At 73.1% G+C, this 15,022-nt stretch carries 12 protein-coding genes; 4 read left to right on the forward strand and 8 right to left on the reverse strand.

Features of this window, described 5'->3' with window-relative positions; genetic code table 11:
• Positions 1 to 18: 18 nt before the first annotated feature.
• The 3 genes from ispG to dxr form a co-directional block, all read right to left on the reverse strand.
• On the reverse strand, positions 19 to 1,179 hold the full coding sequence (gene ispG, locus ACWDBE_RS35600) for a flavodoxin-dependent (E)-4-hydroxy-3-methylbut-2-enyl-diphosphate synthase (RefSeq protein WP_392884214.1): 1,161 nt from the start codon (positions 1,177 to 1,179) through the stop codon (positions 19 to 21).
• A gap of 143 nt (positions 1,180 to 1,322) precedes the next feature.
• Positions 1,323 to 2,627: a M50 family metallopeptidase gene (locus ACWDBE_RS35605; RefSeq protein WP_449810006.1), complete on the reverse strand. Its 1,305-nt coding sequence runs from the start codon at positions 2,625 to 2,627 to the stop codon at positions 1,323 to 1,325.
• Between the two features lie 69 nt (positions 2,628 to 2,696).
• Positions 2,697 to 3,938: a 1-deoxy-D-xylulose-5-phosphate reductoisomerase gene (gene dxr / locus ACWDBE_RS35610; protein WP_449810007.1), complete on the reverse strand. Its 1,242-nt coding sequence runs from the start codon at positions 3,936 to 3,938 to the stop codon at positions 2,697 to 2,699.
• A 147-nt stretch (positions 3,939 to 4,085) separates the two neighbouring features.
• Here dxr and ACWDBE_RS35615 point away from each other — a divergent pair, with 147 nt between their 5' ends.
• Positions 4,086 to 4,751 carry an NAD(P)H-binding protein gene (locus tag ACWDBE_RS35615; RefSeq protein ID WP_449810008.1) on the forward strand — a complete coding sequence of 222 codons (666 nt, stop codon included), beginning with the start codon at positions 4,086 to 4,088 and terminating at the stop codon, positions 4,749 to 4,751.
• 88 nt (positions 4,752 to 4,839) lie between these two features.
• On the opposite strand, the gene ACWDBE_RS35620 is transcribed toward ACWDBE_RS35615, so the two are convergent.
• The 3 genes from ACWDBE_RS35620 to ACWDBE_RS35630 form a co-directional block, all read right to left on the reverse strand.
• A complete protein-coding gene (locus ACWDBE_RS35620; RefSeq protein WP_449810009.1) occupies positions 4,840 to 6,282 on the reverse strand; it encodes an aldehyde dehydrogenase family protein in 1,443 nt (480 codons plus the stop codon).
• Positions 6,283 to 6,453: 171 nt separating this feature from the next.
• Complete coding sequence (locus ACWDBE_RS35625) at positions 6,454 to 8,022, reverse strand: PucR family transcriptional regulator (RefSeq protein ID WP_449792034.1); 1,569 nt, start codon at positions 8,020 to 8,022, stop codon at positions 6,454 to 6,456.
• A gap of 153 nt (positions 8,023 to 8,175) precedes the next feature.
• Positions 8,176 to 10,269 carry an ATP-binding protein gene (locus ACWDBE_RS35630; RefSeq protein ID WP_449810010.1) on the reverse strand — a complete coding sequence of 698 codons (2,094 nt, stop codon included), beginning with the start codon at positions 10,267 to 10,269 and terminating at the stop codon, positions 8,176 to 8,178.
• A 241-nt stretch (positions 10,270 to 10,510) separates the two neighbouring features.
• Here ACWDBE_RS35630 and gabT point away from each other — a divergent pair, with 241 nt between their 5' ends.
• Positions 10,511 to 11,851, forward strand: coding sequence for a 4-aminobutyrate--2-oxoglutarate transaminase (gene gabT, locus ACWDBE_RS35635; protein ID WP_449792036.1), 1,341 nt, complete (start codon positions 10,511 to 10,513; stop codon positions 11,849 to 11,851).
• A gap of 524 nt (positions 11,852 to 12,375) precedes the next feature.
• Positions 12,376 to 13,038 carry a phosphatase PAP2 family protein gene (locus ACWDBE_RS35640; protein ID WP_449810011.1) on the forward strand — a complete coding sequence of 221 codons (663 nt, stop codon included), beginning with the start codon at positions 12,376 to 12,378 and terminating at the stop codon, positions 13,036 to 13,038.
• On the opposite strand, the gene ACWDBE_RS35645 is transcribed toward ACWDBE_RS35640, so the two are convergent.
• Complete coding sequence (locus tag ACWDBE_RS35645; protein ID WP_449810012.1) at positions 13,011 to 13,343, reverse strand: DUF2218 domain-containing protein; 333 nt, start codon at positions 13,341 to 13,343, stop codon at positions 13,011 to 13,013. The two genes, ACWDBE_RS35640 and ACWDBE_RS35645, sit on opposite strands and share 28 nt — an antisense overlap.
• Positions 13,344 to 13,510: 167 nt before the next feature.
• Here ACWDBE_RS35645 and ACWDBE_RS35650 point away from each other — a divergent pair, with 167 nt between their 5' ends.
• Complete coding sequence (locus tag ACWDBE_RS35650; RefSeq protein WP_449792039.1) at positions 13,511 to 14,032, forward strand: MarR family winged helix-turn-helix transcriptional regulator; 522 nt, start codon at positions 13,511 to 13,513, stop codon at positions 14,030 to 14,032.
• Between the two features lie 12 nt (positions 14,033 to 14,044).
• On the opposite strand, the gene ACWDBE_RS35655 is transcribed toward ACWDBE_RS35650, so the two are convergent.
• The gene (locus ACWDBE_RS35655) at positions 14,045 to 14,950 is read right to left on the reverse strand and encodes an EamA family transporter (RefSeq protein ID WP_449810017.1); all 906 of its coding nucleotides are present in this window, start codon (positions 14,948 to 14,950) and stop codon (positions 14,045 to 14,047) included.
• Between the last annotated feature and the right edge of the window lie 72 nt (positions 14,951 to 15,022).

A 15,022-nucleotide genomic window follows, 5' to 3' on the forward strand; every position in this document is an offset into this window, starting at 1 on the left:
CGGCGAACCGCGCGGGGTTCACTCCCCCGCGACCACCGTCGGCGCCCCCGCCTCGACGCCCGCCGCCTGCATCTGCTCGGCGAGCTTGAGCGCCTCCTCGATCAGGGTCTCGACGATCTTCGACTCCGGAACGGTCTTGATGACCTCGCCCTTCACGAAGATCTGCCCCTTGCCGTTGCCGGAGGCGACCCCGAGGTCGGCCTCGCGCGCCTCGCCCGGGCCGTTCACGACGCAGCCCATGACGGCCACCCGCAGCGGCACCTCCATGCCCTCCAGCCCGGCGGTGACCTCCTCCGCGAGCTTGTAGACGTCCACCTGGGCGCGGCCGCAGGACGGGCAGGAGACGATCTCCAGGCCGCGCTCGCGCAGCCCGAGCGACTCCAGGATCTGGTTGCCGACCTTGATCTCCTCGGCCGGCGGCGCGGAGAGCGAGACCCGGATGGTGTCGCCGATGCCCTCGGCCAGCAGCGCGCCGAAGGCCACCGCCGACTTGATGGTGCCCTGGAAGGCCGGGCCGGCCTCGGTCACACCGAGGTGCAGCGGGTAGTCGCAGGCGGCGGCGAGCTGGCGGTAGGCGTTGATCATCACGACCGGGTCGTTGTGCTTGACCGAGATCTTGATGTCGCGGAAGTCGTGCTCCTCGAACAGCGAGCACTCCCAGAGCGCCGACTCGACCAGCGCCTCCGGGGTGGCCCGGCCGTACTTCTCCATCAGGCGCTTGTCCAGCGAGCCGGCGTTGACGCCGATCCGGATCGGGACGCCCGCGTCCTTGGCGGCCTTGGCGATCTCGCCGACCTTGTCGTCGAAGGCCTTGATGTTGCCCGGGTTCACGCGCACCGCCGCGCAGCCGGCGTCGATCGCCGCGAAGACGTACTTCGGCTGGAAGTGGATGTCCGCGATGACCGGGATCTGCGACTTCTTGGCGATGATCGGCAGCGCGTCGGCGTCGTCCTGCGAGGGCACGGCGACCCGGACGATCTGGCAGCCGGACGCGGTGAGCTGGGCGATCTGCTGGAGCGTGGCGTTGATGTCCGACGTCACGGTGGTGGTCATCGACTGCACCGAGACCGGGGCGTCGCCGCCGACCGGCACGTTGCCGACCATGATCTGCCGGGAGTGACGGCGCTTGGCCAGCGGCTTGAGCGGCAGGGACGGAATACCGAGCGAGATCGCGGTCATGTGCGCAGGGTTCCCCGGGGTTGAGGTGTGGTCGACCGCCCGGCCGTGACACGGCCGAGGCCGGGCGCGCTGACGATCGCGCACCCGGCCTCCACGGTACGGCACCGCCATGGCGCCCAGCACACCCGTGGTACCCGAACGCCCTAACTGATCTTCACCGGGTTCACCAGGTCGGCGACCATCACCAGCAGGGTGAAACCGATGAAGATGCTGGCCACCACGTACGCCACCGGCATCAGCTTGGCGACGTCGAAGGGGCCCGGGTCGGGCCGCCTGAACAGTTGTGCGAAGCGGCGCCGCACCGCCTCCCAGGCCGCGCCGGCGATGTGCCCGCCGTCCAGCGGGAGCAGCGGCAGCATGTTGAAGAGGAAGAGCGACAGGTTGATGCCGGCCAGCAGGTTCACGAAGATCGCGATCTTCTGGGTGGCCGACTCGTGCAGGGAGAACACCTCGCCGCTGACCCGGGCGGCGCCGACCATCCCGATCGGCGAGTCCGGGTCGCGCGGGGTGTCCCCGACGACCGCGTTCCACAGGCCGGGGATCTTGCCGGGCAGCGCGAGCAGCGACTTCACCCCGTTCTCGGCCATGTCGTACATCCGGTCGACCGACTGCCCGAATCCCAGCTGGACCACACCGCTCGCCGGAGTGAATCCGAGGAACCCGGCCTGGACGGTCTGGCCCTTGAGCGGAACGCCGTTGCCGTCGTACTTCTGGACGTCGTTGACCGCGATGGCCGGGTTGAGGGTGATCTGCTCCCCGGCCCGCTCGACCACGACCGGCACGGTCCGGCCGGCCGACCGGCGGATGTCCGCCTGGAGCTGCTCGTAGCTGCCGATCCGGTCGCCGTCGAAGGAGAGGATCTTGTCGCCCGCCTTCAGCCCGGCCTGGGCGGCCGGGGTCTGCGGGGCACCCTCCGGGCAGGTGTCCCTGGGCTGACCCACCTTGACCAGGCACTTCTCGACGGAGCTGACCGTCGGCACGCTCATGTTGACGCCGAAGCCCATCATGACGGTCAGGAAGAGCCCGAACGCCAGGATCAGATTCATGAACGGCCCGGCGAACATGACGATCATGCGCTTCCACGGCTTGCGGGTGTAGAAGAGCCGGTCCTCGTCACCCTCCTGGATCTCCTCGTAGGAGGCCTCGCGGGCGTCCTCGATCATGGTGCGCCAGGGCGAGCTGCTGCGCTTGGTGATCCGGCCGTCCTCGCCCGGCGGGAACATTCCGATCATCCGGATGTACCCGCCGAACGGGATCGCCTTGATGCCGTACTCGGTCTCGCCCTTCCGACGCGACCAGAGGGTCGGGCCGAAGCCGACCATGTACTGGGGCACCCGGATGCCGAACAGCTTGGCCGTGGAGAGGTGGCCGAGTTCGTGCCAGGCGATCGAGACGAGCAGCCCGATGACGAAGACCAGGATGCCGACCACCGTCAAAACCGTTGCCACCGCTGGTCCTCCGTCATGCCGCTCCGCTCATCGTTTCGTCCTACTGCAATCGGGGTTGTCAGCCGACCGTCAGCCGGCCGCCAGCTCGCGGGCCCGGGCGCGCGCCCAGTCCTCCGCGTGCAGGACGTCCTCCACCGTCAGGGAAGTTCCCGCCACCGGACCACCGTCCCGCCGGCCGTGCTCGGCCACGACCTTGGCAACAGTGTCCACGATTCCGGTGAAAGCGAGGCGGCCCTTCAGGAACGCCTCCACGCACTCCTCGTTGGCCGCGTTGAACACCGCCGGGTTGGTGCCGCCCAGGGTGCCCACCTCACGGGCCAGCTCGACCGCCGGGAAGGCCTCGTCGTCCAGCGGGAAGAACTCCCACGTGGCGGCCTTGGTCCAGTCGCAGGCGGGGGCGGCGTCCGGCACCCGGTCCGGCCAGCCCAGGCCCAGCGCGATCGGCATCCGCATGTCCGGCGGGCTGGCCTGGGCCAGGGTCGAACCGTCGGTGAACTCCACCATCGAGTGCACCACCGACTGGGGGTGGACCACGACCTCGATCCGGTCGAACGGCACGTCGTACAGCAGGTGCGCCTCGATCACCTCCAGGCCCTTGTTCACCAGGGTGGCGGAGTTGATCGTGACGACCGGGCCCATCGCCCAGGTCGGGTGGGCCAGCGCGTCCTGCGGGGTCACGCCGGCCAGCTGGTCACGGGTGCGGTTGCGGAACGGACCACCGCTGGCGGTGACCACCAGCTTGCGCACCTCGGCCCGGGTGCCGCCGGCCAGCGCCTGGAACAACGCGGCGTGCTCGGAGTCCACCGGCACGATCTGGCCCGGCTTCGCCACCGCCTTCACCAGCGGACCGCCGACGATCAGCGACTCCTTGTTGGCCAGCACCAGCACCCGGCCCGCCCGCAGCGCGGCCAGCGTCGGCCGCAGGCCGATCGAACCGGTGATGCCGTTCAGCACCGAGTGGCACTCCAGGGCGGCCAGCTCCGTCGCCGCGTCCGGGCCCACCAGCACGGTCGGCAGCGGACGGCCCGCCGCCTTCGCGGCCAGCGCCTCGCGCAGCGCCGGCTCGGCCGCCGGATCGGCCACCGCCACGGTGTGCACGCCCAGCCGCACCGCCTGCTCGGCGAGCAGCTCCACCCGGCCGCCGGCCGCCGACAGGGCGACCACCCGGAAGCGGTCCGGGTTGCGGAGCACCACGTCGATGGCCTGGGTGCCGATCGAACCGGTGGAGCCCAGGATCACCAGCTCCCGAGGGCCGGAGGGGTCCGCCACGGTGGGCGTGAAGCGCAGCTGCGGGTGGGCGAGCGAAGTCATGCGCCCATTGTGTCCTGTCCGAGGCACCGTCCCCGACCTCCGCGGGGTTCCCCGGACTTCCGCGGACCCCTGGTCCTTCCCCGCCCTCTACGGCCTGTCCCGGGATTCCCCGGGCCACCGCGCCCGGTCCGGGCTACCGTCGGAGCCATGCGTACCGTCATCGCCGGGGGCCACGGACAGATCGCGCTCCGGCTGGAACGGCTGCTCGCCGCGCGCGGCGAGCGCCCCGCCGGGATCATCCGCCGCCCCGAACAGGCCCAGGACCTCGTCGACGCCGGTGCCGAGCCGCTGCTGCTCGACCTGGAGGCCGCCACCGCCACGCAGCTCGCCGGGCTGCTGACCGGGGCCGACGCGGTGGTCTTCGCCGCCGGCGCCGGACCGGGCAGCGGCGCCGCCCGCAAGAACACCGTCGACCGGGACGCCGCCGTGCTGCTCGCCGACGCCGCCGAACTCGCCGGGGTCCGCCGGTACGTGATGGTCTCGACGATGGCCGCCGACGCCGGGGCGCACCACCCCGACGAGGTCTTCGAGGCCTACCTGCGGGCCAAGGGCGCCGCCGACGACGCCGTCCGCTCCCGCACCGCGCTGGACTGGACGGTGCTGCGCCCCGGGCGGCTCACCGACGGCCCCGGCACCGGCCTGGTCCGGCTGGCCCCCTCGGTCGACCGCGGCACGGTGGACCGGGCCGACGTGGCCGCCGTCCTGGCCGCCCTGCTGCACGAACCCGGCACCGCCGGACAGACCCTGGAGCTGGTCGCCGGGAACGCCACCGTCGAGGAGGCGGTCGCCGTGGCCGCCGGGCACAACGGCTGAACCCGCCGGCCGCGAACGCGAGGAGGGCCCGGTTCGGCCGAACCGGGCCCTCCTCCACGACACCGCTACGGCGCCGTCACGGGCTCTCTCAGAGGTCGAGGCCGCTCAGGACCATGACCTTCTCGACGGTGTAGTCGTCCATCGCGTACTTGACGCCCTCGCGGCCGACACCGGAGTCCTTGACACCGCCGTACGGCATCTGGTCGGCACGGTAGGACGGCGCGTCGCCGATGATCACACCGCCGACCTGCAGCTCCCGGTGGGCGCGGAAGGCGGTCTGGAGGTCGTGGGTGAACACGCCCGCCTGGAGGCCGAACGCGGAGTCGTTGACGGCCGTGAAGGCCTCGTCCACGCCGTCCACCCGGTGCAGCGACAGCACCGGGCCGAACACCTCGGCCTTGGCCAGGATGGCGTCCTCGGGCAGCTCGGCCAGCACGGTCGGGGCGTAGGTCGCGCCCTCGCGGGTACCGCCGGTGAGCACCTTGGCGCCCTTCGCGACCGCGTCCTCGACCCAGGACTCGACGCGCTTCGCGGCGTTCTCGTCGATCAGCGGGCCGACGTCGGTCGCGTCGTCGCTCGGGTCACCGGTGACCTGCGCCCTGACCTTGGCGACGACCTTCTCCGCCAGCGCGTCGTACACCGACGCGTCGGCGATCACCCGCTGCACCGAGATGCAGGACTGGCCGCCCTGGTAGTTGGCGAACATCGCGATCCGGGTGGCCGCCCAGTCCAGGTCGGCCTCCGAGGACCAGTCGGCGAGGACCACGGCCGCGGCGTTGCCGCCGAGCTCCAGGGTGCAGTGCTTGCGCGGCACCGAGTCCATGATCTGGTAGCCGACCTTGTCCGAACCGGTGAAGGAGATCACCGGCAGGCGCTCGTCCTGCACCAGGGCCGGCATCCGGTCGTTCGGCACGGTCAGTATCGACCAGGAACCGGCCGGCAGGTCGGTCTCGGCCAGGATCTCGCCCAGCACCATCGCCGACAGCGGCGTCGACGGCGCCGGCTTCAGGATGATCGGGGCGCCGACCGCGATCGCCGGGGCGACCTTGTGGGCGACCAGGTTCAGCGGGAAGTTGAACGGGGCGATCCCCAGCACCACACCGCGCGGGAAACGGCGCACCAGCGCGAAACGGCCCACGCCGCCCGGGTCGGTGTCCAGCCGCATGGTCTCGCCGTTGGTGCGGCGCGCCTCCTCGGCGGCCCAGCGGAAGACCGACACCGCGCGGCCGATCTCACCGCGGGCCCACTTGATCGGCTTGCCGTTCTCGGCGCTGACCAGCTGGGCCAGCTCCTCGGTGCGCTCGGTCAGCCGCTTGGCCACGTGGTCCAGGGCGGCGGCACGCTGGTGCGCCGGGGTGGCGGCGAACACCGGCAGAGCGGCGACGGCGGCGTCCAGCGCCTCGTCGACCTGGGCCTCGGTCGGGATGCTCACCTTGCCGACCAGACGGCCGTCCCAGCTGTTGTGCACCTCGAAGTCGGCGTCACCGCTCGCCCGGCGGCCGGCGAGCCAGAAATCGTACGTGGTGGTCACCGTGGTACCGGCCCTCTCCTCGTCTGTCCTACGGCCCACGGACGTGGGACCCGGACTTGAGGGTAGGCGGGGCGGCACGCCGACCGGATTGGCCGACTAGGAGCGTTCGCCCCCGGGGCCACTCCACCACGTCCTACCGGGGCGCGGCCGCCGACCCGCGCACCCCGCGTCTCACTCCTCGCCGGAGCGGAGCGCCAACCACAGCTCCATCCGCACGTCCGTGTCGTCCAACGACCGGCCCAGCAACTCCTCGACCCGGCGCATCCGGTAGCGCAACGTGTGCCGGTGCACCCCCAGGTCCGCCGCCGCCGCGTCCCACTGGCCGTGCCGGGACAACCACGCCCGCAGCGAGGCCACCAGGTCCCCGCGCGCCGTCCGGTCGTGCTCCCGCAGCGGCCGCAACAGCCCCTCCGCGAAGGCCGTCACCGCGTCCTCACCGAGCAGCGGCAACAACGACCCCGCACCGACCTCCTCGTGGTCCACCGACCGGCGCCCGCCACGCAGCGCCACCGCCAGCGCCCGCTCGGCCTGCGCGTGCGCCGTCCCGGCCTCCTCCAGCGCGGCCGGCGCCGAAACGCCCAGCGACAGGCCCTCGTGCTCCTCCACCGCCCCCAGACAGGCCCGGTGCACCGCACCGTTGTCCAACGCCAGCACCATCAGCCGCGGCCCGTGCGCACCGTCCTCCCGCGCCACCAGCAGCTTCTCGCCCACCCGGGCACCCGCCTGCTCGGCCCGATCGCCCAGCTCCCCCAGCGCCTCCGCGGCATTCGTGCCCGCCGGCCCGGCCCCGGCCACCAGAACCCGTATCGTCCCCTCCGGCAGCCCCCCGAACAGCCCCACCGCCACCTGACGGGCCGTCGCCACCTCACCGGCCAGCACCATCCGCAGCAGCGCCGCGCCCATCCGCTCCTCCGCCTGCCGCAGCTCCCGCGAGCGCTCCAGGGTGAGGGTCAACAGCGCCACCGCCGCGTTCAACACGTACCGCTCGGTCGGCGTGATCCGGTCCTCGGTCCCCACCGCCAGGAAACCCCGGGCCCGCCGGTCCGCCCCCAGCGACTGGACCACCACGTAGTCCTCGTCCGCCGTGTCTATCCCCGGCGCCCGCCCCTGCAAGGCCGCACTCGACGGCGCCGGCCGCCGACGCAGCCGGTCCACCTCCGCCGCCAGCCTCCCCGCCCGGCGCGCCGCCCAGTCCGGAGCCACCACCGACAGCGCACCCGACCCGTCGTACAGAGCCGCCCAGCCCCCCAGCCGGGCCGCCAGCCGGCGCACCACCGCCGTCGTGCCGTCCTTGCCGAGCGCCGCCCTCGTCAGCTCCTCCTGAGCCTCGAAGCTGGTCGTCACCGCCTCGTACTGCTCCGCGGCCAGCGCCGCCGACACCACCTTGCTGATCGCGATGAACGGCGTCGGCTCCGGCACCCGCAGCAACGGCAGCCCGCGCTGCGCCGCCGCGTCCACCAGCGGCTGCGGCACCTCCGTGTGCGACAACCCCACCCCGAGCCCCAACCCGACCACCCCCGCGTCGGCCAGCCGGTGCACGTACGCCTGCAGCTGCGCCGCCGTACGACCCAGCTTGATACCGGTGGTGAGCAGCAGCTCGCCACCCTCCAGGAACGGCGTCGGGTCGTCCAGCTCACTGGTGTGCACCCAGCGGACCGGCCGCTCCAGGTGATCCGCACCGGCGAGGACCGTCAGATGGAGCGACGTGTTGCGGACGACGGAGGCGAGTGTGGGGGGCATGGCACCTTCGGGGGATCGACCTGACCGCGCCGTTGCGGCCGGGCGAGGAGAGGGACGTGGGACTGGTGAGGGTCTCTCCCCTTCATTATGGACGCCCCGGACAACCCGCACTGCCGAATCCACCTCGAAGGCGACTTCCCCGCCGCCCCGCCCTCAGCCCCTGAGGTCCACCAACAGCGGCGGCACCTGCTCCCCCGACACCGCCGTCAACGACACCACCGCATGCCCCGCCGGCAACGCGTGCGCCAGATCCGACGGCGACCACCGCAGCCGCTCCACGTCCCGCGTCGTCACCGACTCCGTCTGCGCCGTCGTCCCCGACAACGCCTTCCGCCCGATCCGGCCGGCGCGCCTTATCACGCCTCCGGAGGTGTCGGGGGTGTGGGTGACCGCGGTCTCCTGCACCAGGTGCGTCCCCCAGGCCTCCGAGAACAGCTTCCCGTCCCACGGGGCGATCCCCGGGAACGCCATCCGGCAACCGACCGCGCCGAACAGCGGTGCCCGCAGCGCCTCGGGCAGGTCCACCAGCGTCCGCAGCACCAGCACCGCGCCCGCGTTCGCCCCGCGCATCCGCTGCAGCCCGCGCACCGCGGTGGCGTCCAACGCCGCCGAGGCGTCGTCCACCACCAGTCCGGCGAACAGCGAACGGTCCTCGCGGGCCCCGGCGGCCTGCACGAACTGCCCCACCACCAGCCTGGACAGCATCCGCGCCGCCTCCGGGTGGCTCCGCTCGGGCAACTTCACCCGCACCCGCAGCGGATGGTCCAGCACCCGCATCGCGAACGGAGGCCGCCCGGTGCCGTCGGTCGCGAAGGCGCCCTCGAAGGCCGGCCGCTCCAGCAGCGCCAGTCGGTCCGCCAGCAGCGCCCCGGGGTCGTCCGCCCGGTCGCGCTGCCGCTCCCGGTACTCCAGGTCCCGCTCGTGGACCGCCAACCGGCCGACCACCCCGAGCGCCTTCACCAGCGCCGCCAGCACGTCCGCCTCACCAGCCAACAGCGCCCGCAGCTCCCGCACCCCCGGGTAGCGGCCGTACGCCGCGTGGAACGGGCCCACCACCTGCTGCAACGCCGTACGGGCGTGCTCCGCGCGGGCGGTCAGTTCGTCCGGCAACAACGCCTCGGCCAGCCGGGCGGCCGCCTCGTCCGGATCCCGCGCGGCGCCGTAGAGGTCCAGCCCGTACAGCGAGGACGGATCGCCGGGCGCGATCACCACGTCGTACCAGGAATCCGGGCCGAGATCGGCGTCCGCCGCCCCGACGACGACCGCGCAGGCCGTACCGGACAGCGCCTGCAGGCACAGCGCCTCGGCCACCGGCCGGGCCAGCCGCGCCGTCTTCCCCGTCCCGGCCGGGCCCACCGCCAACAGCGAGGTGCCCAGCACCGCCGGGTCCAGCGCGAAACCGGCCGCCCGGTGGCCCAACGGGTTCTTCGGGACGTCCTGGGTGGTGCCGAGCCGGACCTGACCGAGCAGCAGATCGTGCCGCTCGGCGCGGCCGGGCAACTCGCGCGCCTCGGAGGGATGGGCGAAGGCCGCCGCACCTCGAGTGGCCACCTGCTCGGCGAAAGCGGGCACGAACACCGGGTCCGCCTGGGCGGACTCCCAGGCGCGCCGGATCCGCACGTAGTCGACGTCCCCCACGGGCTCGCGATCCAGCCGGGCGGCCGCCTCGGCCGCACGGCCCTGGCGCAACCCGTCCCACGGGTCCTGCCCCCACCCGGCCTCGGGCGTTCCCGGGGCGTCCTCCTCGGCGGGCTGCTCCTGCGTCACCGTGCGCGACAGCAGCGGCGCGGCGTAGCGGCGCCAGACCTCGGGCCAGCGGCCCATGCGACCGAAGGCCTTGATGACCCCCGCGATCACTAGGACGTTGGCCACTAGGAGCGTGAACATGGCCTCGGCCTCTGAGGGCGAGGCAAGCGGGCCGATGCCCGTCTGCCTACCGAACCACACCAGCACGTACGTCAATAGCTGCGTGCCGTACAGATAGGCGAACCACGCCACCACCGCGTTCAGCCCCGCCCGCAGCAGCAGCGGCCAGGTCGCGACCTTGGCCGCCTCCGCCCGCTCCGGGTCGAGTCGGCGGTAGCCGAGCCGGTAGATGCCCGGGGCGGCGGCGGGGCGCGGGGCGCAGGCCCACGCCGGGAGGTCGAAGGCCCCGTCCGGGCCTGTGCCCGGGCGTTGGTGGGGCAGGGGGGTCGGGGGTCTGGTGGTGGTGTGCTCGCCGTGGTGGTGTGCCCCGTCCTGTGCCATGTACGGCCCCGCTCCCTCGCCCGCCCCGGCCCGACCGCCGTCGGTGCCGCCATACCCATGCCGCCGTACCGGCGACACGCCCGCGCTCAGGGTAGTGGAGCGTGGCCTGCGGGTAGTCGCGCCACCCGCGCTGGCCGTGCCGGACAAGTCGGACGGCGCACTGCTACCGAGTGGCGCGTGCCGGGGTGGGGAGGGCGGCCGTAGCCTGCGAAGCACCGAGCCGAGAAGTCTGGAGAACCCCATGAGCGCCGCAACGCCGCTCCCGCAGGAGCGCCGCCTGGTCACCGCGATCCCCGGTCCGAAGTCGCAGGAGCTGCACGCCCGCAAGCTGGGTGCGGTGGCGGCCGGTGTCGGCACCACCCTGCCGGTGTACGTGTCCCGTGCCAACGGTGGCGTGCTGGAGGACGTGGACGGCAACTCGCTGATCGACTTCGGTTCCGGCATCGCCGTGACGAACGTCGGCAACAGCGCCGAGGCCGTGGTGGCGAAGACGACCGAGCAGCTGGCCGCCTTCACCCACACCTGCTTCATGGTGACCCCGTACGAGGGTTACGTGGCCGTCGCCGAGCAGCTGAACGAGCTGACCCCGGGTGACCACGAGAAGCGCACCGCGCTGTTCAACTCGGGCTCCGAGGCCGTCGAGAACGCGGTGAAGATCGCCCGCGCCTACACCAAGCGCCAGGCCATCGTGGTGTTCGACCACGGTTACCACGGCCGCACCAACCTGACCCTGGCGCTGACGGCGAAGAACATGCCGTACAAGCAGGGCTTCGGTCCTTTCGCCCCCGAGGTCTACCGGGTGCCGGTCGCCTACCCGTACCGCTGGCTGACCGGTGCGGAGAACGCCGCCACGGAGGCCGCCGCCCAGGCGATCGACACCATCAACAAGCAGATCGGCGCCGAGAACGTCGCCGCGATCATCATCGAGCCGATCCAGGGTGAGGGCGGCTTCATCGAGCCGGCCAAGGGCTTCCTGCCGGCGATCGTGGAGTTCGCGAAGGCGAACGGCATCGTGTTCGTCGCGGACGAGATCCAGACCGGCTTCTGCCGCACCGGCCAGTGGTTCGCGTGTGAGGACGAGGGCATCGTCCCGGACCTGATCACCACTGCCAAGGGCATCGCGGGCGGTCTGCCGCTGTCGGCGCTGACCGGCCGCGCCGAGATCATGGACGCCGCGCAGACCGGTGGCCTGGGTGGCACCTACGGTGGCAACCCCGTGGCCTGTGCCGCCGCGCTGGGCGCCATCGAGACGATGAAGGAGCAGGACCTCAACGGCAAGGCGCAGCGGATCGGCGAGGTCATGCTGGGCCGCCTGCGGGCCATGCAGGAGAAGTACGAGATCATCGGCGAGGTCCGCGGCCGCGGTGCGATGATCGCCGTCGAGCTGGTGAAGCCGGGCGGCAAGGAGCCGAACGCGGAGGCCACCGCGGCCATCGCCAAGGCCTGCCACGCCGAGGGCCTGGTCGTGCTGACCGCCGGCACCTACGGCAACGTGCTGCGCTTCCTGCCGCCGCTGGTCATGCCGGAGCACCTGCTGAACGAGGGTCTGGACATCCTGGAGGGCGCGTTCGCCGCTCTCTGAGCGGTGTCGCCCGTCAGGTCGTGAACCCCCTTCCGGAGGGTTGTCCGGACAGCGCTGAACGGCCCGTGGGGACCTCTGGTCCGCACGGGCCGTTCGGTTTCCGGGCGCACGCTGCGCATGGCGCGCACAGTGCGCCCGGCCGCGTGGTGCGCGCACCACGGGTGGTCCGGCATGATCGACGGAGGGCCCGAGAAGCCGCCCGGCGCGGGGTGAAGATGATGTGCGGAATCGCTGTAGGCGCTCGGCACGGAAGGGCTGTTGACGTAGTGTCATCGCAGATGGACGGCGAGCCTCAGCCGTCGGCGCAGCCGTCCGCAGGGCCTCTTCGGGGGCCGGTTCCGCGGGTGCCGCACGAGGACGACCAGGCCGGCCCGGGAGGGCCGGCAACCACTGAAGACCGATCGACCGACCGTCCGACCCACACCCCCCGGGGCGCGCGGAACGGCGATCATCAGAGCCGCCCCGGAGCTTCCCCCCCTGCTCCGGGGCGGCTGTCCGCTGTTGCGGGCCGGGCGGCGCGGTCGGTGGCCGTGCCGGTGGTGGCCGCGGTGCTGCTGGTGGTGGTGTCCTGGCAGGTCGCGGTGGACGGGCCGCTGCTCGGTGTGGACCGGTCGGTCCGCCGGGCCGTCCGGACGGCCCATGCGGACTTCCCGAACGCGCTGGTCGACCGGCTCGGCCACGTGTTGTCGGATCTGGGCAGCGGTGTCCCGGCAATTCCGGTGCTGTTGCTGGCCGGCGCGCTGGCGGCCTGGCGGTGGCGCCGGGCCGGGGCCGGGCGCTGGTGGCTGCCGCTGCCGGTGGCGGCGCTGACGGCAGGGCTGATCCCGTTGCTGGTGGTCCCGGCGAAGGCGGTCTTCGCCCGGCCGGGTCCGCTGGGGGATCCGCTGACGGCGGGCCAGTGGGGCTGGTACCCCTCCGGGCACACCGCGACCGCGACGATCTCGTACGGGGTGGCGGCCCTGTTGCTGGCCCGGGTGGCGGGGCCGCGCGCGGCCCGGTGGTCGGCGGCGGGTGCGGCGCTGTTGTCGCTCGGGGTGGGTGCGGGGCTGGTGTGGAGCGACTTCCACTGGCTGCTGGACGTGGTGGCGAGTTGGTGCCTGGCCGTCCTGGTGCTGTGGCCGCTCGCCCGGTGGCTGCCCCGGCCGGGTGCCGGGGGGCGTCAGGCCTCGGGGCCCTCGTTGCGGTGAACCAGGCCGGGTTCGCCGTTGTCGCGGTGCCACTCGATGACGAGTTCGTCGCGGGCGCCGAAGCGGACCAGGTGGCGGCCGACGACGTCCTCCAGGCCGGGCAGGTTCTCGCGCTCGCCCTCGACGGTGAGCAGCAGCGCGTCCGGCTGCGCCTCCAGGGTGGCGGTGCCGGCGCCGAAGACCATCGTGCCGCGGCCGGTCTCCTCGGAGTAGACGGCTTCGATCTTGCGCCCCATGTGGGCGACGAGTTGCTTGGCGTAACGGCCCGGGCGGTCGGTGGCGACGCGGGCTTCGGAGCGGGGCATGGGCCCTCCAGGATCGAGGAGGGGAACTTAGGGTCCCCTCACTTGGGAGTACGCTAACCCAGATACTGAGCTAGGCTCAACATATTTCCGCGATCGCCCTCCGCCGCCGGCCGCGGGCTCCGCACCGACGGCTACCCTGGGGCGGACGCCAGCCGAGGAGACCGCCGATGACCACCACGCCGACCGACGAACCGGCGGACCCCTCCCCCGGCCCCCGGCCCGGCGCACCGGGCACCGCCGCCGAACTGGCCGACGCGATGACCAGGGCGATCAAGCGGATCCGCCGTCAGACCGGCTGGCGACTGGAGCCGTACGGCATCACCCCCGGCCAGGCCCGGGCGCTGCGCACGCTCGCCCACGTGCCCGGCTGCGAGTCGCCGGACCGTGCGATGCGGCTGAGCGACCTCGCCGACAAGCTGCACATCGCCCCGCGTTCGGCGACCACCGTGGTCGACGCGCTGGAGGAGGCCGGGCTGGTCGAGCGCAGCCCCGACCCGGCCGACCGGCGGGCGGTGCGGATCCTGCTGACCGAGGCGGGCCGGGCGGCGGTGGAGCGGATCGGGCAGGTCCGGGACGAGGTGGCCCAGGAGTACTTCGGCGAGGTCAGCCCCGCCGACGAGGAGGTGCTGCTGCGGGTGCTGCGCTCCGCCGAGGCCCGCTTCCTGGAAGCCGGGCCGCCACGGCGGTAGCCACGGCCCGTCCTACCGGTCGTTCCCGGATCCCGGTCCGAGCCGATCGACGCGACGGGCCCTGGTCCCCGGCCGCAGCGCGGTGATCCCGATCCCGGCGATGACCAACAGCGCGGCCACGGCGGCCGTCGGGCTGATCCGCTCACCGAGCAGCAGCCAGGCCGAGGACATCCCGAACACCGGCACCAGCAGCGAGTAGGGCGCGACGGCGGTCGCGTCGTAGCTGCGCAGCAGGAAGCTCCAGGCGACGAAGCCGAGCAGGGTGGAGACCAGCCCGACGTAGGCGATCGCCCCCAGCCCGGCCGGGGTGATGTCGCGCAGGGCGCGCAGGTCCGCCTCCGGACCCTCGACCAGCAGGGACAGCGCCAGCAGTGGCAGCGGCGGGACGGCGCTGACCCAGACCATCCAGCGCAGCGCGTCCGGCGGCGCGGCCTTGCGGGTCAGCACGTTGGCCAGTCCCCAGGCGACGGCGGCCAGGACGACCAGGGCGAAGGCCCCGAGCGGCCCGCCGGCGCCCTGGTCCCAGGCGCTCAGGGCGATGCCTGCGAAGGCGACCGCCAGGCCCGCCAGCCGCTGTCGGCCGGGGCGTTCGCGCAGCAGCACGGCGGCGAACAGCGCGGTGAAGCCGGCCTGCCCCTGGAGCACCAGGGAGGAGAGTCCGGCCGGCATCCCGGCGTGCATGCCGAGGAAGAGCAGCCCGAACTTGACCACACCGAGGACCGCGCCGACCGCCACGACCCAGCGCCAGGCCACCCTGGGCGGGCCGACGAAGAAGACCGCCGGCACCGCAACGACGGCGAACCGCAGGGCGCAGAAGAGCAGCGGCGGGAAGCTGTCCAGGCCGACGTGGATCAGGACGAAGTTGAGGCCCCAGACGGCGGCCACCAGGACGGCCAGGGCGATGTGGCGCGGGCTCATGCCGCCCCGGCTGCCGTTGCCCCCCGTACCTCCCGTGCTGCTCGTGCTGCCTGTGCTGGGGCGGCCGCTCGG

The sequence above is a fragment of the Kitasatospora sp. NPDC001132 genome (genome assembly GCF_053598415.1).

Excerpts from the sequence above, each read along its gene's own strand:
- ACWDBE_RS35615 (WP_449810008.1), top strand. The coding sequence starts at position 4,086 with ATGCGTACCGTCATCGCCGGGGGCCACGGACAGATCGCGCTCCGGCTG.
- dxr (WP_449810007.1), bottom strand. The coding sequence starts at position 3,938 with ATGACTTCGCTCGCCCACCCGCAGCTGCGCTTCACGCCCACCGTGGCG.
- ACWDBE_RS35655 (WP_449810017.1), bottom strand. The coding sequence starts at position 14,950 with ATGAGCCCGCGCCACATCGCCCTGGCCGTCCTGGTGGCCGCCGTCTGG.
- ACWDBE_RS35650 (WP_449792039.1), top strand. The coding sequence starts at position 13,511 with ATGACCACCACGCCGACCGACGAACCGGCGGACCCCTCCCCCGGCCCC.
- ACWDBE_RS35630 (WP_449810010.1), bottom strand. The coding sequence starts at position 10,269 with ATGGCACAGGACGGGGCACACCACCACGGCGAGCACACCACCACCAGA.
- ACWDBE_RS35625 (WP_449792034.1), bottom strand. The coding sequence starts at position 8,022 with ATGCCCCCCACACTCGCCTCCGTCGTCCGCAACACGTCGCTCCATCTG.
- ACWDBE_RS35645 (WP_449810012.1), bottom strand. The coding sequence starts at position 13,343 with ATGCCCCGCTCCGAAGCCCGCGTCGCCACCGACCGCCCGGGCCGTTAC.
- gabT (WP_449792036.1), top strand. The coding sequence starts at position 10,511 with ATGAGCGCCGCAACGCCGCTCCCGCAGGAGCGCCGCCTGGTCACCGCG.
- ispG (WP_392884214.1), bottom strand. The coding sequence starts at position 1,179 with ATGACCGCGATCTCGCTCGGTATTCCGTCCCTGCCGCTCAAGCCGCTG.